This is a genomic window from Dehalogenimonas formicexedens (assembly GCF_001953175.1).
GTDB lineage: Bacteria > Chloroflexota > Dehalococcoidia > Dehalococcoidales > Dehalococcoidaceae > Dehalogenimonas > Dehalogenimonas formicexedens.
Window position 1 is genome coordinate 448406 of the sequence record NZ_CP018258.1, and the last position, 21452, is coordinate 469857.

24 protein-coding genes are annotated in these 21452 nt (G+C 48.9%); 8 read left to right on the top strand and 16 right to left on the bottom strand.

The features are described from left to right. Positions 1 to 191: 191 nt before the first annotated feature. The gene (locus Dform_RS02405; RefSeq protein ID WP_058437909.1) at positions 192 to 668 is read right to left on the bottom strand and encodes a hypothetical protein; all 477 of its coding nucleotides are present in this window, start codon (positions 666 to 668) and stop codon (positions 192 to 194) included. Between the two features lie 145 nt (positions 669 to 813). Between Dform_RS02405 and Dform_RS02410 the strand changes: the two genes are divergently transcribed. Beyond that, on the top strand, positions 814 to 1779 hold the full coding sequence (locus Dform_RS02410) for a helix-turn-helix domain-containing protein (RefSeq protein WP_058437911.1): 966 nt from the start codon (positions 814 to 816) through the stop codon (positions 1777 to 1779). Between the two features lie 67 nt (positions 1780 to 1846). On the opposite strand, the gene Dform_RS02415 is transcribed toward Dform_RS02410, so the two are convergent. From Dform_RS02415 to Dform_RS02435, 4 genes are all read right to left on the bottom strand, one after another. After that, positions 1847 to 5635: a P-loop NTPase family protein gene (locus Dform_RS02415; protein ID WP_058437914.1), complete on the bottom strand. Its 3789-nt coding sequence runs from the start codon at positions 5633 to 5635 to the stop codon at positions 1847 to 1849. 10 nt (positions 5636 to 5645) lie between these two features. Next, on the bottom strand, positions 5646 to 6329 hold the full coding sequence (locus tag Dform_RS02420; protein WP_144437052.1) for a Swt1 family HEPN domain-containing protein: 684 nt from the start codon (positions 6327 to 6329) through the stop codon (positions 5646 to 5648). Positions 6330 to 7125: 796 nt separating this feature from the next. Further along, a complete protein-coding gene (locus tag Dform_RS02430) occupies positions 7126 to 7521 on the bottom strand; it encodes a response regulator (RefSeq protein WP_058437918.1) in 396 nt (131 codons plus the stop codon). Between the two features lie 2 nt (positions 7522 to 7523). Continuing rightward, positions 7524 to 10604, bottom strand: a complete 3081-nt coding sequence (locus Dform_RS02435; RefSeq protein ID WP_058437920.1) for a PAS domain S-box protein — start codon at positions 10602 to 10604, stop codon at positions 7524 to 7526. Positions 10605 to 10841: 237 nt separating this feature from the next. On the opposite strand from Dform_RS02435, the gene Dform_RS02440 reads away from it, so the two are divergent. The 4 genes from Dform_RS02440 (at position 10842) to Dform_RS02455 (ending at position 13672) form a co-directional block, all read left to right on the top strand. Next, positions 10842 to 11042 carry a hypothetical protein gene (locus tag Dform_RS02440; RefSeq protein ID WP_058437922.1) on the top strand — a complete coding sequence of 67 codons (201 nt, stop codon included), beginning with the start codon at positions 10842 to 10844 and terminating at the stop codon, positions 11040 to 11042. Between the two features lie 298 nt (positions 11043 to 11340). Further along, positions 11341 to 11571, top strand: a complete 231-nt coding sequence (locus tag Dform_RS11775; RefSeq protein WP_058437924.1) for a MerR family transcriptional regulator — start codon at positions 11341 to 11343, stop codon at positions 11569 to 11571. Positions 11572 to 11711: 140 nt separating this feature from the next. Continuing rightward, positions 11712 to 13178 carry an HD domain-containing phosphohydrolase gene (locus Dform_RS02450; protein ID WP_076003610.1) on the top strand — a complete coding sequence of 489 codons (1467 nt, stop codon included), beginning with the start codon at positions 11712 to 11714 and terminating at the stop codon, positions 13176 to 13178. A 47-nt stretch (positions 13179 to 13225) separates the two neighbouring features. After that, a complete protein-coding gene (locus Dform_RS02455) occupies positions 13226 to 13672 on the top strand; it encodes a ferritin-like domain-containing protein (RefSeq protein ID WP_058437928.1) in 447 nt (148 codons plus the stop codon). Positions 13673 to 13690: 18 nt separating this feature from the next. Here Dform_RS02455 and Dform_RS11720 read toward each other — a convergent pair whose 3' ends face one another. From Dform_RS11720 to Dform_RS02490, 7 genes are all read right to left on the bottom strand, one after another. Beyond that, positions 13691 to 14065 (bottom strand): helix-turn-helix domain-containing protein, encoded by a 375-nt coding sequence (locus Dform_RS11720; RefSeq protein ID WP_335583011.1) that lies wholly within the window; start codon positions 14063 to 14065, stop codon positions 13691 to 13693. 12 nt (positions 14066 to 14077) lie between these two features. After that, entirely contained in the window at positions 14078 to 14572 is a 495-nt protein-coding gene (locus tag Dform_RS02465) for a hypothetical protein (RefSeq protein ID WP_058437930.1), read from the bottom strand. Position 14573: 1 nt separating this feature from the next. Next, positions 14574 to 14864 (bottom strand): hypothetical protein, encoded by a 291-nt coding sequence (locus Dform_RS02470; RefSeq protein WP_058437933.1) that lies wholly within the window; start codon positions 14862 to 14864, stop codon positions 14574 to 14576. After that, positions 14857 to 15354, bottom strand: coding sequence for an arsenate reductase/protein-tyrosine-phosphatase family protein (locus Dform_RS02475; protein WP_058437934.1), 498 nt, complete (start codon positions 15352 to 15354; stop codon positions 14857 to 14859). The genes Dform_RS02470 and Dform_RS02475 overlap by 8 nt, the downstream gene beginning before the upstream one ends. Positions 15355 to 15459: 105 nt before the next feature. Continuing rightward, positions 15460 to 16194 (bottom strand): fibronectin type III domain-containing protein, encoded by a 735-nt coding sequence (locus tag Dform_RS02480; RefSeq protein WP_058437936.1) that lies wholly within the window; start codon positions 16192 to 16194, stop codon positions 15460 to 15462. A gap of 62 nt (positions 16195 to 16256) precedes the next feature. Further along, the gene (locus Dform_RS02485; RefSeq protein WP_058437938.1) at positions 16257 to 16736 is read right to left on the bottom strand and encodes a hypothetical protein; all 480 of its coding nucleotides are present in this window, start codon (positions 16734 to 16736) and stop codon (positions 16257 to 16259) included. 98 nt (positions 16737 to 16834) lie between these two features. After that, positions 16835 to 17431 (bottom strand): hypothetical protein, encoded by a 597-nt coding sequence (locus Dform_RS02490; RefSeq protein WP_076003611.1) that lies wholly within the window; start codon positions 17429 to 17431, stop codon positions 16835 to 16837. A 49-nt stretch (positions 17432 to 17480) separates the two neighbouring features. Between Dform_RS02490 and Dform_RS11700 the strand changes: the two genes are divergently transcribed. Beyond that, complete coding sequence (locus tag Dform_RS11700; RefSeq protein ID WP_076005034.1) at positions 17481 to 17789, top strand: helix-turn-helix domain-containing protein; 309 nt, start codon at positions 17481 to 17483, stop codon at positions 17787 to 17789. A 172-nt stretch (positions 17790 to 17961) separates the two neighbouring features. Here Dform_RS11700 and Dform_RS02500 read toward each other — a convergent pair whose 3' ends face one another. After that, a complete protein-coding gene (locus Dform_RS02500) occupies positions 17962 to 18696 on the bottom strand; it encodes a Crp/Fnr family transcriptional regulator (protein WP_076003612.1) in 735 nt (244 codons plus the stop codon). Between the two features lie 125 nt (positions 18697 to 18821). Here Dform_RS02500 and Dform_RS11440 point away from each other — a divergent pair, with 125 nt between their 5' ends. Next, complete coding sequence (locus Dform_RS11440; protein ID WP_192846596.1) at positions 18822 to 18986, top strand: hypothetical protein; 165 nt, start codon at positions 18822 to 18824, stop codon at positions 18984 to 18986. 108 nt (positions 18987 to 19094) lie between these two features. On the opposite strand, the gene galU is transcribed toward Dform_RS11440, so the two are convergent. The 3 genes from galU to Dform_RS02515 form a co-directional block, all read right to left on the bottom strand. Then, positions 19095 to 19928 carry a UTP--glucose-1-phosphate uridylyltransferase GalU gene (gene galU, locus Dform_RS02505; RefSeq protein ID WP_076003613.1) on the bottom strand — a complete coding sequence of 278 codons (834 nt, stop codon included), beginning with the start codon at positions 19926 to 19928 and terminating at the stop codon, positions 19095 to 19097. A gap of 132 nt (positions 19929 to 20060) precedes the next feature. After that, positions 20061 to 20324, bottom strand: coding sequence for a CsbD family protein (locus Dform_RS02510; RefSeq protein WP_076003614.1), 264 nt, complete (start codon positions 20322 to 20324; stop codon positions 20061 to 20063). A 137-nt stretch (positions 20325 to 20461) separates the two neighbouring features. Further along, positions 20462 to 20821 carry a hypothetical protein gene (locus tag Dform_RS02515; protein ID WP_076003615.1) on the bottom strand — a complete coding sequence of 120 codons (360 nt, stop codon included), beginning with the start codon at positions 20819 to 20821 and terminating at the stop codon, positions 20462 to 20464. Positions 20822 to 21009: 188 nt separating this feature from the next. Here Dform_RS02515 and Dform_RS02520 point away from each other — a divergent pair, with 188 nt between their 5' ends. Beyond that, positions 21010 to 21258, top strand: coding sequence for a hypothetical protein (locus tag Dform_RS02520; protein WP_076003616.1), 249 nt, complete (start codon positions 21010 to 21012; stop codon positions 21256 to 21258). Positions 21259 to 21452 lie beyond the last annotated feature (194 nt).

Below are 21452 nucleotides of genomic sequence, written 5' to 3' on the forward strand. Positions count from 1 at the left end.
GATCTATTGTCTTTTGGCCTAGAGTGATGCCGGAATTTTGCCCAGTATAGCACTGGAGAAATCGCCTGACCAATTGGGTTTCGACCATTCGACAATCCTGACTAATGTGAAGGGCTGCATTGTATCTAGCCTGAAAAACTTGAGTCACTCCCATATCCGGCTATGTGGGATTGCCCGAAGCACTTGGCCTATTATCTTCTACTAAATATAAGGTCCCATGCAGACCGACCTAAAAACTGCCAGGCACTTATCTGTTTCTTCAGTATCACTGTTTCTGGAATCGCCATATTTGGTGGGATGACTCGGAGCGTTACTGTCGAATTCCCGCGCAACGGAGAGTCGACTGTCACAACCCTGCTTTCGCCAGCGAGTATATCCTCCCTCTTTGTGATGGTTCTCGCCTCGCTCCCGTTATCAAAATTGAAGTTCAGCACGAACGTTCCTTTTTCGAGATCGGCGTTCCTGACAAGGTATTGGCTTTGGGTGACTTCCGTAAACCATGGGAATACGAATTTCCGGATCTGGGCTTCACGAATCATGGTCTGCTCATATTGATAGGGCTGCAGTTTGATGTCGCTTATTTGCTCTTCAGTCTCAATCAATGGTAGGGACAAGATGATCAATGTGAGTACTAGACTTATCGCTCCTGTCGGATTCAAGTTAACCATCCTCCTTGATGTTATTGCCACAAGTTATTTGGAACTATTGCCGCATTGGTTAATCATTGCACGATTATGATACACTATTGAAGGTCATATCGCCAGGCATAACCGGCAAATATTCCGGCAAATAATGGCAAAATAAGGAAAGCAGATGACAATCAAGCTTGAGACAGTTGAAGAAGTTATCAAATTGATGAAGCAAGGTTTCACCCAGGAACAGATAACCGAGAAAACAGGTGTATCTGAAAGAACACAGAGACATTGGAAGAAGGAGGGCTATCCTGGATTTCCGGCTTCACCCAGAATTCAACAAGCGCGTGATAAGGTTTCGGATGTCAAAAGAGTCAATGCTGCAGAATTGGTAAAAGCAGGTTTTGTCGCGGAGAGAGTCCACATTATCCTCGGTGCACAAGATTTAGCAATACAGCGAGGGAACCCACGGCTCTCTCTTTTTCTTAACCGATATGTTGAAATCGGGCAAAAATGGGACACTATTCCACCCAGTTGGAGAGCATTATTAGCGGGGTTCCCAATAATAGGTAAGGACATTGGCTCTAATTGCTTGATTGAGTTGGCATCCCTTGTTGAAGAATTGCATCCCTACATTTCCAAAGAACTTAGAAGGACTTACCATAAACGTGCTAAATCAATCCTGATGGGAGTCCTCGCGGAGCTTCAGGCATTTCTTCAAGATGCCGCTATGGCAGGTGGTCTACCTTTGGTCGTAAGCGGCGGTCCTCCACCAGACTGGAGAGATCTATTACCATGGAATACTTCTAATCCCAGGAGCTGGAAGATAGATGAATCATTGGTGCAAGGCTTCTGGGAATACATGGTTCCGTCTAAGGTAGTTGAAACGAAAATTGATATTAAAGGTACTTGGGCTGGTTTTCTGTTTGATATTGTAAGCCGGCTGCCTGATCCAGACCGACAAAAAGGTAAACTTCTGAAAAACTATGATCTGACTGTTCTCTCGTATATTTGGTGTTCTACTGCGCCGCAGGATTTTAAGCCACCACTCCCCGATGTTAAAAGAACAAACGTAAGTTCCGGCGAAAATACATTCGCGGGGATTTACAAGCGAATGGTCGAGTATTCAAGAACACATGAGGAATAGAGTGCGGGTTCAGCGCAGCTTACAGCGTTTGCGCCCTCGATACACGGAAACAGGTCGTTAGCGTTTATTAGTCGTCCCAGGCATCTTCCTTAGCGTGTAACTCAATCTGCCTTGACAAGTATGAGATTTGTTTCCTGGCGAATGCCTTAGCTTGCAGGGATGCCTGAGGGTTTGCCAACCAAGCTGCGAAATCAGCTTTACGTTTCTCATAAAGCGGCACAAATGAACCACAAACTACTTCAAAGGAAGCGACCGTACTGACTAGGCAGGCCTCTATCGCTTTATCATCTGTCACGTTGAGCAGTTTGTTGGCCATCATTAGAAAGAAGTCACTATACCCCATCTCTCTAAGTGCCCTCGCTACTGCATGCAGCTTGCCTTGTTCCCCCGATGCAATCCATTCTTCCAAGATGTCTTGGACGACATTTGGGTTCTTGTCTGAGTAAAGCTTCAGCAGAGTTGTTCCTGTATGCTGATAGGCAAAATCATTTCGTGATGACCATTCAAGAAGAGTACCCAGTACTCGGAGTTTGTGTGGGCTTGACACAACGTAGTCCGCCTCGGCCGACAAGTGGAATGGAACAGCCAAGTAACTATCTCCCTCTTTTCTCGTAAGTTGCCTTTTAATGCGTGCCTCCCAAAAAGCCAACCAAGCGTCCGGGTTTAGGAGGAAGAGGCGCATCAGCACATGTTCTATATCAAAATCCAACTCATGGCTATCGTGTTCTACATAGCTTAAAGCGATATCCAATAGGTCCTTCGCTGTAATCTGACTAATTGAGCCACCTGGTCGCAGTGACTCGGCAATCATATTTAATGCATATTTGTCTTTTCGTGTAGACACAAGGCGTACGATTTCAACTGCCGCCTTCGGATCACAATCGTCTACTTTTTTTAGGATGCTCCCAAACCAACCGACGACCAAACGATCTACCGTTGGGTCATTGAGGGATGTCAAGTATGTAAGGAGTTCAATTTCAGCGGCGGTAAACTGACCTGGCTGAATCCAAAGCATCGCCCTGCAAGCTTCGGCACGTAAGGCTATATTCCCACACTTGATCCATTCTTTCATGATCATCTTGGCATTTGCTTGGTCCACTGCTAGGAGTTCCCCTAAGAATGCACCTGCAAAGCGTTGTAGATTGGGATATTTCCCCGAAATCTCCTTGATTAAGGCGAGCAAAATATCGCGGCTTTCGATGGCTACAGATCTTGCCAGTATTCCAATATTCGTTTGTATAGCAGAAGATACCTGGTCACCACAAAGGCCAGCCTCCCGAATATGTCTGTCGTACCGAACTAACTCAGCGTCCAAATTCTCAACAGTAATAGCCCTTGCGCGGGCCTCCCAGTAAGCGCCATGCCTGGCTCCAGCCGTTTTCCAATCGTTGTCATCGCCTCTGATATGTCCCGGCCATTCAACAAGATGAGCATACTCATCCACCTCGTCACTGAAGAGTTCTCTTTGCAGTTTCTCAAGCCGCTCATCCTTAAGTCGCCCAGTAAATTCCAGGGCTTTCCACAACGCATATTTTTCGGCAGCGGAGTCGGCTTGCGAGCGACATTTAAGAGCAGAAATGATATTGAATAAATCGTCGGCGATTGAAGAGCGTAGTTCGTCCGGTATTCCCGAGGGAACGCGAGGCATTAAGTGATCAGAAAGCCCTTGGATTAGGCTTATCCTCTGGGCTGGTCCGCACCTTTCATAAGTAGCTACGACGCAATTTAAAGCGCCTTCCCGTATCTTTTGGATTGGGTCCGTCAGTTTTATGAACCCGTTCCGTACAGTGAACGACCTTGAGTCGGTAGGTGACGCGTTAGTGGATGTCCATGCTAGGGAAAGCAGCGTTAGTAGCGCCGAGATTATGACCTCAAGTTGCTTTTCACTCGTCGCGCCTGATAGCCAGCTTTCTATTTCCTGTTGTGCAATCTCTTGAATGCGAAGCGGCTTGCCAGGTTCAAAAGGTATTACTTGTTCGTTCAAAACACGAATGGCATCTTCCAAAGGAAAACTGTTGCTTCGCGAATGGTCTTGCTGGGCACCGATCAAGTATAACAGCGTCATTGTCTCACGAAGGCAGGCTTCACAATGCCATCCTGTGTCCGCGAGTATGCTACATGCCGAGCGCCAAACATCGACATGGGTGATTGTCATGGTTCCCCATAGAGGAGACTTGATAACCGCAGGATCCGGAACAGGAGCCTCCAACATCGCACGAAGAACCAAGAGCGCGTCCTCGGGACGGAAGAAGGCGAAGCCCTTCAGCCAGTCTAGTATGGCTTGCCTCGAAGCATTGTTTGCAGTCTTGACAAACTCCCGTGCGTCAGCCATAAAGCCATCAATGATATTTGTTGCGTCCGAAGAGCCGGACATTTCGGCTTCAGCTAGACTCCTGAATATCTTGCTGCCCTTCTGCGCAAAGAAAGGAGCCAACACCTTTTCCCTGAAATCAAACGAGTGATTAGCCGCAAAGAACGAGTCTAAAACCAGAGTCTCAGCCAGCAGTTCAGGAGTAACCCTAAGTCCTCGCCAGCCGCGCATAAGCAGTCCGCCGGCCACTAATTGGTCTATGAGAACGTCAAGTGCTTCAGCGGTAACGCAAACAATACCGGCAAGAAGTTCTCTAAAGTTACCATACTCGATACCTTTTGTGGCGCTGATAATAGCCAGAATCAGTCTGGCTTTGTCATCCGTAGACTTGGCTGGAAGCGAACTCTGCAGCGATCTCATGAAATGTGCCATTATGACTTGATCCCTGGTTAGCCCGGCCAAAGTGCCGGTTTCCCTAAGTAACGATGCCGCCACACAAGCAACCAACGGATTGCCTTCGGCGATCTTGATGATCGCTCCCCTCTGCCCTTCGTCCTTGATTCCCATCTGCGGTAGTTGAATCAACTGGTCAATGGCTGGATTTGGCAATGGGGTCAGTTCGATTTCGCTATACTCTATCGCCCGGCTATCGAATTCACCAACAATACGGCCTTTTACACATGGATGGGTGGCCATAACCACATGCAGCTTTTCTCCGAGTTCCGGAGAAAGAATCAACGCAAGAAGCTGCCGCAAGTCCTTCAGCTCCTGCGCGTCGTCAATGAAGAGGAGCAAGGGTCTCGACGGGTCGAGCTCATTTAGGTGCTTCTCTATTGAATCGACTTCCTGCCTGAGAAACTTGACATCTCCTTCAAACTGTATCGACTTTGCACCTTCGAGCATGAATTTTGTCTTCCCGACTCCAGGCGGAGCACTCAAAACCAGAACTCTTTTTTTGGATTCGGTGAACTCTTTGAAACGGCTGTTTTCAACGTCCCTTCCGAGGAAAACAGGCAGGTCGGGCGCCCGTAGGCGATCAATGCGTCGAGCGGCGTAATCTGCGAGCGTGATAAATGCAGGCAGCGTACTATCATCTAAGGAGAGATATTGTCTTCTCACATGTAAGTACTCGGGGTTCTCTAAACGTGCCTGTAGCCAGGATAGATCAAGTATTTCCGGCTTCACGCCGAAAGTTGCCGCAATATCTTCCTGGCATTTTGTTTTCGCGCCCGTGCTAATTTCTTGATTTGTGACGAACACGAATGCCAAGGGTTTGAAACCATTCTCAAAGACTTTTTTTAGTTCTGAATCGAGTTTCTTCCGCCAGCTTTTCTGAAGCGAGAACTGGAAGATTGTTCCCGTCTCGGTACTTTGGTATATGCTTGGGAAAGCCTGTGGCATCACGGCATCACGCCCCTGATCACCTGAACCTCCCAGCGGAATAATTCGCTTGTAGTCAGCGACAAGCAATGCGCAGCACAGATGCTCGAATTCCGTGCTGTCCGTATATTCACGAAGCTTTGTCCTTGTGATGTTGTATGCCATATCGGACTCCCTATCCTGTACGGTTAGTGCACCTTTCTAACTCCTCACCGTAAAGTCGAATCTTATCGCAGGCCATGGGGGACGAAGGCCTTGAGTGCGCTACGTCATTTCTGATTGGCTCCAATTCCCCCAAGCGTGAGTCTATGAAGGACGGAGCCCGGAAGAAGCCTGCAAAGACCTGCGTCCAATTGGTCGGTTCCAGAATGATTTTACGATAGTCTGAAAAGTCCAAGTAGTCCATCACATTAGTGGAGGAAACGGGATGCCAAGGCCATACTGCTTCTTGCTTTTGTCTGCGTGATTCCGCCCTCGACCGGATCTCGGAAGGGATTTTCGCCATCCACCAATCAGCTCCAGTCTTGGACAACTCACGCTCAATGAATTTCCTTAGGATATCTTCCAGCTTATGCAGGGCTTGCGCAGGATCAAACTTGGTCTCTTTAGGAGACGCAATTTGCTTCGGTAACGAAGCATTAAGTACCAGATCATGAGTGCGAAGCTCTTCGAGTACGGTGATCACATGGCGGATTCGAGTATCCAGCTTCTTGAATGCCTCTGCTCTCTTCACCCTGCGAAGTAATGGCGCATAGCGCCCAGGAAAAACAAGATTGGATGCGCTAATTGAAATGCCTGATACTAGGCGGCAAGTATCCTGAAACCAAGGAATATATTGCTGATAATAATTGGCCGTCACAGCTTTTATCGCATCCTCTCTTCTTCCCCTCTAGCCAAGTTCTGGTAGCCTTTTTGCCATAACTTTTAGCTTTGCGAGTCCCGAAGAGTTCCGCAGCAATTTGGCCAGCCGCTTCACCGATGAGGTCCCTCGCGACAGTCGCGCCAGGTGCGTTGAGTCCTCGTAGTTCTGCCTCGAACCCATTGAGCAGAGATACTCCTCTCCCTATTAGGTTGTCAATCTGATTGGAAATTATAATGTCCATGGTACTTTAGAGATTGTGCGGACTTTGGTGAAATCGGTCACCATTTCGGTCCAAATTAACCACCGTCACCCCCCGGGACGCGATCTATTGAGGACACCGGTGCCGAGTTAGGGTCAGTTTAGCCGAGTTTCATGTCATCTTTCAATCCGACAGAGCAAGGTGTCCGGGATTTACCGTCATCGGCAATGTGCTCATAGATAAAATTGAACAGTTTGAATAGATAGATAGATGGATGAATGGATAGGCCAATTGTCTGCTTTGGATGTAGTGAAAATTGAGAATACCGCCAGCAAGCTGGCGGTATGGTTCGCAAAGGTGGGTGGCTTGTTCATTTCCTCCCGATGCTCCCCAGCTTGTAGGGGGGTAATTCGCTCTCCCCGAACAACACAACCCCTACAGGTTACAATAGTTGAGCTAGATGACCTTGAATGAATATAAGTGAGTCAGTTTGTGATGGGCTTAACTCACACCTTCTGTTAATTTGTGACTTGGCCAGGAAAAATAATCCGTCCCTTGGCTTGGCAAATCTCGCGATCGGTTTTGCAGAAAGAATCAAAGTTTCCCGAGAGGCTCCAACACCTGTTTCACTTTATCTCTCAACTCTTTGGGCGTAAAGGGTTTTTGCAAGCACAACCGTCCAGTATGAGCCAGGAAAGCAGCGACCCCACCGACTGGGATAAGACCCGTCATAAATAACACTCGCCTCGTTAATTCCGGATGCTCGCCCTCAAGCCAATGATATAGTTCGATGCCCGAAATTTTCGGTATGTTCAGATCAAGGACAATAAGATCATATTCCGTTGCCGAGATCAATCGTTTCGCTGAAAGCCCATCAGCCGACACCGTGACATCGTAACCCTCCTTTATCAGGGAGTTTTTACAAACATCAGAAATATTAAATTCGTCTTCTACTACGAGGATCTTGGTCTTATTGATCGTTTCTGCCATTTTCAAACAACCTCGGAGAATTTGGCACCGGTATTTCGGGATATTGCTATTTCAACCGCCTCTTCGATGGTTTTTCGAGTAAAGGGCTTGGTGACATATGGGATTTCTCTTGATTCCAGGAAATTCTTCGTGATCAAATCCGAAGCATCGCCCGTAATGACGATCACATGATTCGCTCGATCTGGCCATTTTAGAGAAATCCTCTCTAACAGTTCTATTCCGCTCATCTCAGGCATCCGGATATCAAGCATGATGACATCGTACTCGTTATTTTCAAGTGCTTCGAGTACCTTGTTTGGCCGATCACATTCATCAACCAAGAAAACATCACTTTTAAGGATTGACTTAATCAATGTCCTGACATATGGCTCATCATCAACGACCAGTACCCTAATCGTCTTCTTCATTGTTAGAATAATATTTTGAGTCGTTGGCTCAAAGACGGGCTCGGAAATAAGCTGGCTTAAAGGAAGCTCGATATTGAATGTTGCGCCGTGACCGGGAATACTCTCGGCTGTTATCTGTCCTCCGTGCTCTTTAATGATGCCAAACGATAAGGATAACCCAAGCCCTGTACCTTCGCCTGTTTCTTTGGTCGTAAAGAAGGGTTGGAAAAGCTTGGCCATAACCTCTTGTGACATGCCTGGTCCATCATCGCGGAATGATATGCGGATGTGATTCGAGTGGTTTTCAGTTTTAATTACCAGTCGGCCGCGATCATGGGCTTTTTTCATGGCATATTCAGCATTCACGATGAGGTTTAAAAACACTTGCTGAAGCTGGCCAGGATCGACCACGACCCACGGCAAATCGGGTTCATATTCTTTGATGACCTCTATATTGGCTGTTCGAAGGACGTAACTTCGAAGTTCGAGCGTATTCTGTATAAGCTCTGTAATATCAACCGCGCTTTTTTGGGGCTTTGCCTGTCGAGCAAAGGTGAGCATCCGGCTCACGATATCTTTTACTCGCTGACTGCCCTCATTGATGATCGCAATGTTTTCCCGAATATTATCGGGGAGGTTTTTCTCTCCGAGAAGAAGCTCGGAGAATCCGATGACTCCTGTCAGAGGGTTGTTGATTTCATGTGCGATCCCGGCAGCCATTTCACCCACGGCTGCAAGGCGGCTCGACATCTCGGCTTTATCGCTCAACTGTTGTTTTTCGATTTCCTGCTGCTTACGATTTGTCGTATCCCTGACAACCGAAAGAATGAGTGTCTTCCCATCATAATTGAGTGAACGGGCATGGACTTCTATTGGAAAAACAGAACCATCCTTACGCTGATGTATCGACTCGTAAGTTTGTTCCCCATGTTCGATCACCTCGGCACGCCTTCGATCCCAGTCGCCGGCATCTTCGGGGGGGCGAAGGATTTTGATGTTCTTACCCAGAAGTTCGTCTCGGGAGTATCCACGCGTCTCCCAGGCTTTTTCATTAAGAAACAGGATCGTTCCTCCCGGTTCCGAAAGAAAAACTGAGTCAGATACGGTATCTAGCACGTGAGCCCGTAACCAAGTCTCCTCTTCGGCTTTTTTACGAGCAGTAGTGTCCTGGACCGTTGAGATCATCAAGTTTTGATCGAATAAAGGAATGTTTGCAGCAGAAATAAAGCGCCGTTCGCCGGAACTCGTGACAATTCCGAGGTCTTCCCAATGCATTCGCTGGGCATCGCCGGTTGCAATGTCGGCAAGTACTCGTTGTTTAATTTCAGTCCGATACGTAGGGTTGGGGTACACTTTGTCAAAGAAGGTTTCGACATCGGTTAGATCTAAACGACTCCAGCCGTAGATACTCTCGAACTTGTCATTCATAAACAAAGTCTTGCCATCACTGATGGTATTAATAGCCAAACCAATCGGCAGGTTGTCAACCAGCGTTTCGACATACTCTTTCTGTTTCCGGAGTTCTTCGCGTTTTCGGATCTTTTCCATGCCCAGAGACAGATCGAAGGCGAGTTCCTGCATTAATCGCCGGTCATCTCCCTGAAACCCATCTTTCGCCTTTGCACAGATATTGAGCACACCGATAACGGTGTCTTCGATCTTTAGTGGCAAAGATATCGATGACGCAAACAGATCGAAAGCGCAATGATGTTCGGGAGTTGAATCCTTAAGAGCGCATTTTCCGCCGATACATTTGTTGAAATCCAGATTCTCGCCTGACCAGGCCACAGGTTCGGCTTTACCATTTTCATCGATACGGCCTATCCATGCCATGAGATTTTGATTACTCGCTCCGATACGTTTACAGATCTTAGCGAGAAGCATTTTTTCATCGGTTTCGGTAACGATAATTTCATTGGCATCTCGTCCGAGTTCAAGCATTGAATTGAGATGATTTATCTGCAACTCGCTCCGCTTGCGTTCTGTGATGTCATAGATGAAATGCATGTAGTGGCTGTGGTCGGCAAGGATCCAATGTGCTTCCCACCAGCGGCCATTCCATTCAACTTCGCAGTGTTGTGGTTGGCCGGTCTCCCAAAGGCGCTGGGACATACACCAAGAACAGGGTGTTTGCTGACCCTCCCAGACGCGATAGCAGTGAGTCCCAGGCGCGGCTCCATTCTTTGAAGCAGCCTCATTCGCTGCGACAATTTCAAAAGTATTCGGCTTGATAAGCATGATCGGGTGGGGGAAAGCATCCAGTATAACCTGGTTAAGCCGGAGCTGATCGTTGAACTTACCGTCGGTCTCCCAATGTTTGCGCCTGATCACCGAATCCGCAATGGCCCTCTGTACTGCTCCCGGCAGCCTGGCTAGGTTATCCTTGGTGAAATAATCATCTCCGTTCGCCATTATCGACGGTGGCACCTTTTCCACACTTGAGCTCTCGAGGATAAATATCAGGGGAGTTGCAGGCGAGAGCCTATTACGGATCGCCACGATATCGCTTGCAGACATTCCGGGGAATGGATGGTCAACGATAATCACATCCCAATGGTTTTCAGATAAAGCTCGGTGGAATTGCTGGGGATTCTTGATCGATTCATGGAACGTTTTCAGGCCGACAGACCCCAGTGTCCTGATGGTCGATGTGGCATCCTCTTCACCGAGAAGAATTTGAATTGGTTTATCGATCATATCTGTCCTCACGAGACAAATGGTACTAAGTACTAGTATAATAGTCCTAGTACCTTAACCTAGTCTAATAATCTTGTCAATAGATCGAGGAATTGTTCGTTGGGACTCTGGATCGCGAATTATGTGTGCTCTTAGATAGCCAGATTACGCAGCCAACGTTTCGGCTTATTCTAAGGTCACACACAGAGGAGTACTGGTACGGTTCAATCTTTAGACGATCTTCAGCATGAACTTCTCTTGTGGTCAAACATCGCGCACAAACTCTGGGAAGCGAAGAATCAGTTGTTACCAAAAACTCATGAGAACGCGCAGGATATTCCGCCTGGGGTTTCGTTTTTCACACCAGAGATGTTGGCAGTTTACGATGGATTGGATGCCTTATATAAAGAAGCTGAGGACAAGAAACGGCAAACCCTCGATCATATTGCGCATCTTTAGATGGATCGATAGGAAACAACTAGCCTAAAATCCGCAAACGGGCCGATGGCCCCTTTGCTCTTAAGCAATGATCTACAATGCCAATCCGACCTGATGGGTTGTCGGACCTGAGTAACTTTTAATCCAAACATCAATCTCATTGCTCTTCACATAGTACTATTGCTTATTTAAAGTACTATGGTTATTCCCCGCATAGCCTGAATGGGTGATTGTTCCGAATACCTCTCAAGACCATAATAGAATCAATCAGTTCCATTCGATGTCAATCAGGACTATACAGAAGCAGGAGACTACTAGGATGCCGGTTGAGATCAACGGTCAAAAATATTATCGAACGGAAGAAGTCTGCGCCCAAACCGGAATCAGCCGAACGACTCTTTTCAGATGGCTTCGGCAGCCGGTTCTATCACGTGCGTACAAGGATAATCGGGGCTGGAGGCTTTTCACCGAGAACGATCTGAAAACTATCCATGCTCATGCATCCAGGATCGAAGTTCGAGAAATTATGATAGAGGACAGGTCAAAGTGAATTCAGTTGTTATTCCAACCGAGACCGTTGAATCCCTTTCTAAGCGGATGTCCTCCGAAAATGTCGTTGAAAATAGCGCCAAGCGAGGTTGTTCCGGGTGCCTTCTTTCTGGCGATCGATGCTCAAACCGAACGACAAAAATGGACGCCCAAGCGATTCTTGATGCCATGCCTGCTTATGCCCTTTTGATAGACAGCACCCACCACATCGTCGGCGCCAACAAGGCATTTTATCAAGCCATGAATCTTGACCTGCCTGACGTTATCGGGGCTTATTGTCCCAAGCTGGTTCACGGGCTCAACCATCCATTTCATGGCTGCCCCCTTGAAGAGGCGGTTGCGATGGGAGGACTTGAGTCAGTCGAACGCGAGCTCTTCGACCCAGCAAGAAGGCACTGGATAAAAACAGCGGTCTATCCGACTGGCCAATTTACCGAAGACGGACATCCAATCTTTCTACACACAGCGGAAGACATCACTGCCCAAAAACTCACCGCCAAACGCCTCACCAAGGAACAAAAGCTGCAACACGCGATTTCCGAAATCCTGCGGTTGTCTCTAAAGGACATCTCCTTGGACGACATTCTTAAGAAAGCTCTCAACATTATTCTAGCCGCCCCTCAGATCGGATTGGAAAAGAAAGGGTGTATCTTCCTGGTGGAGGACGACCGTGAAACGCTGGTGATGAAGGTTCAAGTCGGGTTAGAGGAACCTGTAAAACAGTCGTGCGCCAGGGTGGGTTTTGGCACTTGCTTATGTGGGCAGGCAGCCCTAACTCAATCGATTCAGTATTCGACTACGCTCGATGAGCGCCACAGTATTACCTACCCCGGAATTAGTGATCACGGTCACACCTGCCTGCCGCTTGTCTCTGGCGGCCGGACATTGGGTGTGATCAATACCTATCTTAAAAAAGGGCGACGAAGAGATTCTGAGGGGAAGAAGTTCCTGATTACCGCAGCTAATGTGTTATCAGGGGTGTTGGTCCGCAGGCAGGCGGAGATGGAGTTAAAAGCCAGCATCGGCAGGTTGCAGAGAACGTTCAAGCAAACAATCCTCACTATTTCGAAGATCAGCGAGGAGATCGATCAGTACACCGCCGGGCATCAAAAACGCGTCGCCCAAATGGCGCGGGCTATTGCCCAGGAGATGGGCTTAGATCCCGACCGGGTAGAGGGTATCGAGGTAGCCGGGTTAGTCCATGACATTGGTAAAGTGGCGGTGCCGGCGAGCATCCTCAGCAAGCCTGGGCGTCTGAATGAGTTTGAGATGGGTCTCGTTCGAACCCATTCGGAAACCGGTTATGACATTCTCAAGGAAGTCGATTTCCCCTGGCCAATCGCCCAAATCGTTCGGCAACATCACGAACGATTGAACAACTCTGGTTATCCTGACAAGATACCCGGTGAATCCATGCTCATGGAAGCCAAAATCCTGGCCGTCGCCGATGTTTTTGAAGCCATGTCATCTCATCGACCTTACAGGCCAGGCTTAGGTGTAAGCGCGGCATTAAATGAACTTCTGCAGAAGAAAGGAACCTTCTTCGACTCAGAGGTCGTTGATACGTGTCTCAAGCTTGTTGTTGAGAAAGGGTTTAAGTTCAATTAGATTTGCGTTGATTCCTCCCAACCGAGAATTCAGAAGGACAATAAAACGTGAATAAACAACCTGCCAAAACCGATTATTCTCCGGTAATCGACCTTCTCAACCAGGTCCTTACCCTTGAGTACTCCATCATTATTCACTTCCCCCGGATTTCGGGGGTGTTCAAGGACCGAGACATCAGGGATAAGGCGTTGTATTTATCCTCTGCTTCAGTGAAACATGCCGGGGTTGTCTCTGAAGCTATCGAATCCCTGGGTGGTAAAGCTGAATGGAACTTCGAACCCTTCCCTGACGATGGGAATTTGGTGAGGATGTTCGAGGAACAGGTCGATAAAGAAAAACTCGCGCATCGGTTGCATATGGAATGCGTCAAACTCTTGCCGGAGGGACTGAAACCAAAATTCAGGCAGATTGCCGCTGAGGAAGAATGGCATGAGAAGATTGCTAGCGAGGTCCTGCAATACCTAAGGGCTCGGTCTGAAACGATTTCGGGCTGAAGACGGCGCCCGCCTTTTTTAGGGCGTGGCTGATTTGTTTAGGAAAGAAGTTTCCCCCCCAAGCATAGCTTCAAATCTGATTCTGGGGATCAACCATCTCCGACCAAATCTTATACTCGGGATTTGTTTGGTATAGACCAGTTCGTAAGCTTTTCCTTTGCTAATTCCTAAACGCTCGGCTACTTCAGGCACTGAAAGCGTCAATTTCTCCGGTGTTGACTGGCTCGGAGTGTTTTGATCTTGGTTGGGGACAGAGTAGCAGGTCGTCTTTAATTCAATGGCAATTTCCCGCGCGATCATCCTCGCCAGAATCTTAAGCCCTTCACCAAGATGTTTGGCTGCCTCCGTAGCTTCATCCAAGCCACTGGGACGGTTGGGTTTAAAATGGTCCAAGGGGTATCCTCTCTATGTTAGTTCGCTGCGTAATAAGGCGGCGATTTCTTCGTCAGCCCACTTGTAGAACGACGCGACAATTGGGGCTAGCTGTAAAACCACCATCGCCACTTCCCAGCATTTATTCTCATCCGGGGTCCAATCATCCACTGAAGTCTGGAGGTCGAACGCGGTGAGTAATTCAGGGAGGGCGGAGGGCCGATAGAACATCGCAAACGGATTCTGCCAATATTCTCTGAGGTAATCGCTGTCTGGCTCGAGGGCCGTAAGCTTCTCTTTGTAAAACCATTGCCAAAGATCAAGAAATCGCTCTTCGTGACTAGTGAGCCATTCACGGAGGAGTTCGTAAGTGGCGGCGTTACTCGCTGAAAAAGGTATCTTATTCTCGGAGGGGCTTTTGTCCCTACGCAGAACGTCGAATAATAGGTCCCCGAGCTGGAACCACCGGTCTCCCCATTCGCTTACGAATTCACCACAACTCAGTTTGGCCTCATCATTATTATCCATATCAGATCGATTCCTCCGATTGCTGTTTCAAAGAGCGGTCGATCATTGACAGGAGCGCCAAAAAGCTGAAGTGCAACTCTCGGGACAGTTTTTGGTGAAACTCCGGAAACTCCGATTCCAGATCGGGAGCCGCTGCTTGAAAGACATTATCTTCAAACGCCAGGATAGTGTTTGCCAGCACTTCGTTTGATTGGTTAAGCCGCGTAAATTCAAAATCGAGGGTGGCACGGTCGAGTTCGAGCATTGTGAGGACAGAGTCTGCTAGTTCAACTTTAGGAATACACTCAAACACTAGCCACCTCCGTGGTGAGCCGCCCCTTTTCGATGTCATTCAACCGACTGGCAATCAGTTTAGTCATATCATCCAATTGCTTGGCGCACCGCTGGTAATCTGCATCGGTGCCGCCAATCGGATCCGGCACCTGGTCGCCGGAACCGACGAATTCGCCGATGGTGAACACCTTATAGGCCTCCTCTGGGGCAGAGCGTTTTATAGTATGAGACCTGCCGATATCTGTCGTAAGCACTAGGTCAGCCCATTCCAGCAACCGGTGATTTAAAGCTTGAGACTTGTGATTTCTCAGACTAAGCGGACGGCCAGAATTGCTCTTGTATCTAGCGATCGCCTTGACCGACCCGGGGCTGGCTGGGCAGCCGTCCTCGGCACCGGTACCGCACGACTGTACTTCGTCCTGCCGGCTGCCCATGTTGGCTTTGTACAGCGCCTCGGCCATTGGGCTGCGGCACATATTGGCGTAGCAGACAAAAAGGATTTTCTTCAAGGACTTCCCACCTCGCTGATAAGAATCGGACACAAGCTATTTCATACACAGAGTCGCTAATCCGTCAATTTTTGATTGAAATAACGACAGTCCCAAGAGCTATCCCTACTTGGCGCCTTGCCACTGGTAAGGCAGGGTTTCACCCCGGTTCAGTTTGGCGATTTCCGCTTCTAGACGAAGCCCATTGGCGCCGGGAAGCAAGCGGCCGTCAGGGTAAACCGTCCAGTCAGCTTCCTGCCAGGGGACGCACACGAACCTGTATTGCCACCCAATATTCACCCTGCCTTGCTGAGAGTTGCCGGAAATGTCGTACCAGTTGAGGCCATTCCAATAGGTGGAAACGTAGTTCATGGCGGATGGGGAGGTAGCCAGCGAAACAAGCCGGGCGTATATGAACTGCGTCCCCTTAAAAGAATAAAAAATCTGCCAGTCGGTGGCGATGTTTGAAGGCAGTGATTCTCCGCTCTTTCCTACAGCGTAAACTCGATAGTAATAGGTAGTAACTGGATGATCTAGGTCGGCGGCTACTAAGTTAAATGCCGGTTCGGTCAGGTCTGTGAAATTGGAGGTCAGATTTGTTACGGTCACGTCCTTGGTGAAATTGAGATCGGTGGATCGTTCCAACCGGAAACCCTGCTCATTTACCGAGTTATCAGACCAACGGATATTGATCTTGTTTTCGTCGATAATCTTCACCACCAGATTGGATGGCGCCGCCGGGATTGGTTCCGGTGGATCGGTCGTAGTAATCGGCGGCGTGACCTGAGCACTACAGGACGCCACCGCAAGAATGAGAACTATTGAAAGCACCGGGTAAAGCCACCGTTTAATACGAGCCATATTTCCTCCTCGTGTTTTATTAAATAGGAAGAGGTCATTTCCTCCTCCCTAAGACGCAGAGATCACTTCGCCTTACGGATGCGCCGTTTGAAGGGTGGGAAGCCAGCGCACCGGCGGAGTTCGTCGGTTTCTTGGGCGGAGGTCTTGAAGCCAACCCCGGCAACCCTTCTAACGTACACTCCGTGCTTTGTGTACCGGTCCACTTCATAGTGAAAGGAATACTCTTCGCCGTTTGGTGCAACACAACTGGTTAAAGCATCAATAGCTGTCCGCCTGCCGGTGTAACGGATCTCCGGGTTATGGTTCCAGCAGAACTCTTCTATCGAGGCGCCGAGGACAACACCAAACATATCTACCGGAGGCGGGTGTTGGCGGGATGAGCTGGATGGAATTAATGTCTTTCCTTCTAGTTGAGCCGTGCGGGTGATCCGGCCATCGATGACGGCGCTCATGTTTCTAAGTATCACCCTATCCTGTGGTGAGGTGTTGTGATGGAGGTATTCAATCATTTTAGCTAGATGCAAATTATGCTCAATGTCCATTTGAAAACTCCTTATCTCATATTCGATAACTCTTCTACTGTTGCTGACTAAAGGGGAGACGCGATTCGTAATCTGCTCTGATACACCTCCTTTGCCAGTTACTCAAACACACTTTGAATCTTTTGTTTCGGTCGCTTTATCGGCGGCAATCCTTCTATCCTACGCCACTCATCGACCTCATCGGAGTAAGTACGGTAGCCGTGACCGGCGGTCTTTCTGATGATGATGCCGTCTTTGTCGTATTTGATAACCTCGAAATGGTAGGGGAGATCATCCCCGGACAAGTCCCTTGCCGCGGTTAAGGCATCTATCCCATTCAGCATCCCGCTGTACTTTAAGCCATGCTTTCGTGCGAATTCAGATGGGTTATTGGCCAGGACACTGCCTTGCTCATCCTTAACCGGCGGATGAATACTTCGACTGCGAAGGGAATATCCAGATTTCCTGCGCGGGACCGAGGTGTCGCTGGTAAGGGATGTTTGGAGCACATCCAGAACTGCACGATAGAGTTCCTTTTCAGCGCCGGTCATCAAAGGCAGTAAGCCTTTCAGCTCCTCAGCCGGTGGTAGAACAGGGGTACATTTGGCAGTTCCGTTCACTACGGCTCTAGCTGTTAGGCGAACGAGCAAAGTTTCACCAGCCGAAAGTTTGGTGAAGCGTTTATTCAATTCTTGCAGGCGGACGTCTAGGTTCATCTGGTGCCACTTCTTTTCGAGGTTCTCGTGGTTCTCTAGTATGGGTAGTATGTTGTTGGCACATATCTTATGTGTACCACACATAATTTGTCAAGCTCTTTGCCCTAAGATATTTGCCGTGGAAAATAGAAACTTGATCGGTGCCAGGATACGGCAAGCCCGGCTGTCAGCCCGACCTCCCGTAACCCAAGAGGATTTAGTTGCCCGTTTACAGACTCAAGGGCTTAACATAGACCAGGCGATGATCTCCAGAATCGAAAGTGGTCAACGGCCGGTTTCTGATTTCGAAGTGGTTGCGTTTTCAAAAGCATTAAAGGTAAAGACCTCGTGGCTCCTTGAAGGAGACAACGGCGGGTAGGGACGGGGGTTACCGCTCGGATTTATTGAGTATTTGAACGTAGCCCAATGACGTTAGGATAATGCGAAGGTAGCAATAAACGTTCTACCTTTTGATACCTTCGCTCCACCAAACAAACGATACCCGGGATGTCGCCTGTTCTATCAAACTTCCGATTGAAGCCTGGTCGCATTCACCGTTGGAAGCATTCACAGTTCGCCGGGCTGCCGACCGGTGAAAATGGATCCTCAGCCAACGGCTCTTTCAAGAACCACTTGCTTATAACCAGCCTGTGATCGATATCGTCTTTAACGATGCCGGCGAGCTTGAGCGATCTCATGACATTGGTAATCATGACCCGGGAAGCTCCAACCAGGGCGCCAAGATCATCATGGGTTAACCTGAAATTCAGTTTCATTCCGTCCAGCGTTTCCTGTCCATGTTCGGTCGCCAGCCTGGCTAGCGTCCGGCTCAGGCTGATCCGGGTATCGTAAATAGCGACATCAGCCAGCTGCTCGGTTATCCGCCTGAGTTTGTCGCCCATCGTTTTAATCACCTTCAGGGATAACTGGCTGTTCGTCGCCAGCAATCCCTCGAAGTCGCTTTTGTAGCAGGCACACAACCGGGTATCCTCAGCAGCAACGGCGGCAAAACTCCTCAGGGAATCATCAAAAAGAACTTCCTCTCCGAACAACTGGTTGGCCGTCAGGTATCCGAGGACAATCTCCTTGCCAAACTCGGAAGTCTTGAACAACTTGATCCGGCCCTTGGCAACGATGAATACCGAGTTGGCCGGTTCGCCCTCGTTAAACAGGCATTCGTCCTTGAGGTATTCCGGACGCCGGAAGAGTTTCCGGATATCATCTTTTTCCGCTTCATTCAGAGAATTGAAAAGCCACATATCAGCCATACAATTCAGGTATGCCATGTTTACCTCCCATCAGTACCGACATTATCTTACAACAAGCCGACAAACGCTGAGTGTAAAGTATTTTACAGACATCTTCTCATCGCAATGGCAAAATTGAACAAATTTTTCAGGAGGGAATTGACATGGCGACCTGGGCTTTTATTTTCATCCTGGCGGCGGGTATCTGCGGTTTTACTCTGAAAACGGCTCACAACCCTCTTAAGGGCTTCATCACTGCTAAATTGTTTTGGGTTCACCTGCTGCTGGGTTTAACGGCAATGACCCTGGCAGTCATTTCTCTGTTTTAATCGGTAGAGTTGAAACCGATCCCGGCAAGTCGCACAGTTAGTTTCGAGGGGCGGCGCTTTAGAGTAGGTGACCTGGACTTGTGTCTGAGGAATTCGCCGGCAAATCAATCAGTTGCCGGCGTTCTCCTTTTCAGCCCAGGCTATGTTGGCCTTCAACCAGCCTTCGGGAGTCCCGGCATCGAATCTGGTGCCTCGAAATTTACAGGCATAAACCGGCTGACTAGCGGCAAGGCGCCGAATGGCATCGGTTAGCTGGATCTCCCCGCCTTTACCGGGTTTGGTCATCGAGATAGCCTTGAAGATCTCCGGCATCAGGATGTATCTGCCGATGATAGCTAAATTGGAGGGGGCTTCTTCAGGGCTTGGTTTTTCGACCAGGTTTCTAACCCGATAGACGCCCTCGTCAACGATCTCCGCGTCGATGATACCATAACGGTTCGTTTCTTCCGGCCGGCACTCCTCGACCAGGAGCAGGTTTCCCGGGTATTGTTGATAAACATCGAGCATCTGGCGGAGGACCGGGACGTCGGAATCAATAATGTCGTCGGGCAGGATGGCAGCGAACGGTTCATTACAGATCGCCTCACTGGCAGATGCGATAGCGTGGCCTAAACCCAACGGCTCGGATTGATAAACATGGCTGAATCTTGCCATGGAAGGAATGGAACGCAACTCGTGAAGTCCGGCGGCATCGCCTTTCTTTACCAGAAAACTTTCAAGTTTCGGCGAGGGGCGAAAGTAGTCAACGACGGTTTCCTTGCCTTGAGAAATCACGAAAACGACATCGCTGATACCTGAGGCAACTGCTTCATCAACGATATATTGGATGAGCGGCCTGGAGAGCAGGGGCAGCATCTCCTTGGGGACGCTCTTAGTGATGGGCAGAAACCTGGTGCCATAGCCCGCGGCAACGATGACCGCTTTGTTTACGGGTTCGTTCAACGATTCCTCCGCTGAGAGGTTTGATTCAGGCTCGTCCCGGCAGGATATAAACGCCAAAATCCTACGACGCGGCTTTGCCCGTGTCAACAATGACCCTCTCCGAAGGAGATCGTAGGGGCTGCCTGCCGCAGTCTAAGTCATCTTCTTGGCGGCCGCTCCCAGCTTCTTCTGGGTTGTGGCGACGGTCTTCTGCGCCTTAGCGACGGTTTTTCCCGCCTTTTTTTCGGCTTTGGCCATCGAACCCTGGATTTTTCCCATCGTCTCCTGGGCTTTGCCGACTACCTGTTCGCCCTTGCCCTCAAATTCCAGCGGTTTGCTTCCGATGACTTTACCTGCGGTTTCATGGACTTTACCTTTTGCCTGCATCATCTTGCCCTTGACTTCGTTCTTTTCCATCGCTCACTCCTCCCACTTTGGATACGCATTTCAGTTATACAACGAATCCGGGCGAGCACCAAATGAATGCCGTGCGGGTAAAAAACAAAAAACTGGCGGGGAGTGCCCGCCAGTTTGTGGGTTAATGTATTTGATTCCTATCTGGGGTTTCGTAAAATGCGGATGGCCTGGATGGCGGGGATCATGATGATGAAGACGAACATGACGACAATGAGAGCCTTGTTGTCGCTCACAGTTTCGACGATGCCGACTTTGATCAGTGCGGCGACTACCGCGAGATAAAGCGCGACCGACGTAACTGTCTCCACGCCGATAATCCAGCGGGGAATATAGTCAAAAGCTGTCGAAATGGCTACCAGGAACCCGATAAGAATGAAAATCAGCCCCACGAGAAGCGCCAAGCCCCCGTAGGTCTGGTCCGAAGTAACCACCAGAGCCCCGCCGACAGCCACGTATGCTATGGACTGTGTCACCCGGCTGAATATATTCTCTCTCATGGCGCCTCCTTATTGGGCTTTATAGTATCACGCGATTAGCCTCAAGTCTATAATTTTTAATCGAAGCAACATCCGTATGTTGGTGTTTGTCCGCGTGTTGAAATCAAGGGTACGTCAATGCTTTACCATTGAAGAATTTATCCGGCGGCTGATAGAATTGGCGGAAAAATTTCGATTGGGGAAAGCTATTGAGCGATTCACTCGAGAACCTGCAACAAGCTCTGACCTTATGGACCAATATCGCCCATAAACTCTGGGAAGCAAAATCGACATTACTGCCTAAAAATTCCGATCACGGGCACGGCGAGGATGGAGACTCGCCGATATTTTCGAAGGAAATTTTGGCTGTTTATGACGGACTCGATGCCCTTTATATTGAAGCTGAAGCGAAGAAAAGAGAGATATTGGCCTGTATAGCGTCTATTCAAGGCGTGTAAATACTTCTGGGTGACAACTCTTGTTATACCCAAAGGGTTTTTACATCCCCGCCGAACCTTGCTCTGGCATAGACCGTACCGGTCCTACCAGAACCGGGGGTACCCGGCACAGTAGTTGTTATAGAGCTCAACAATTGACGTTCCTGCATCCGCGGTTGTGGTCCCCAGAGTGGATTTAGACCCTTTGCCTCTCG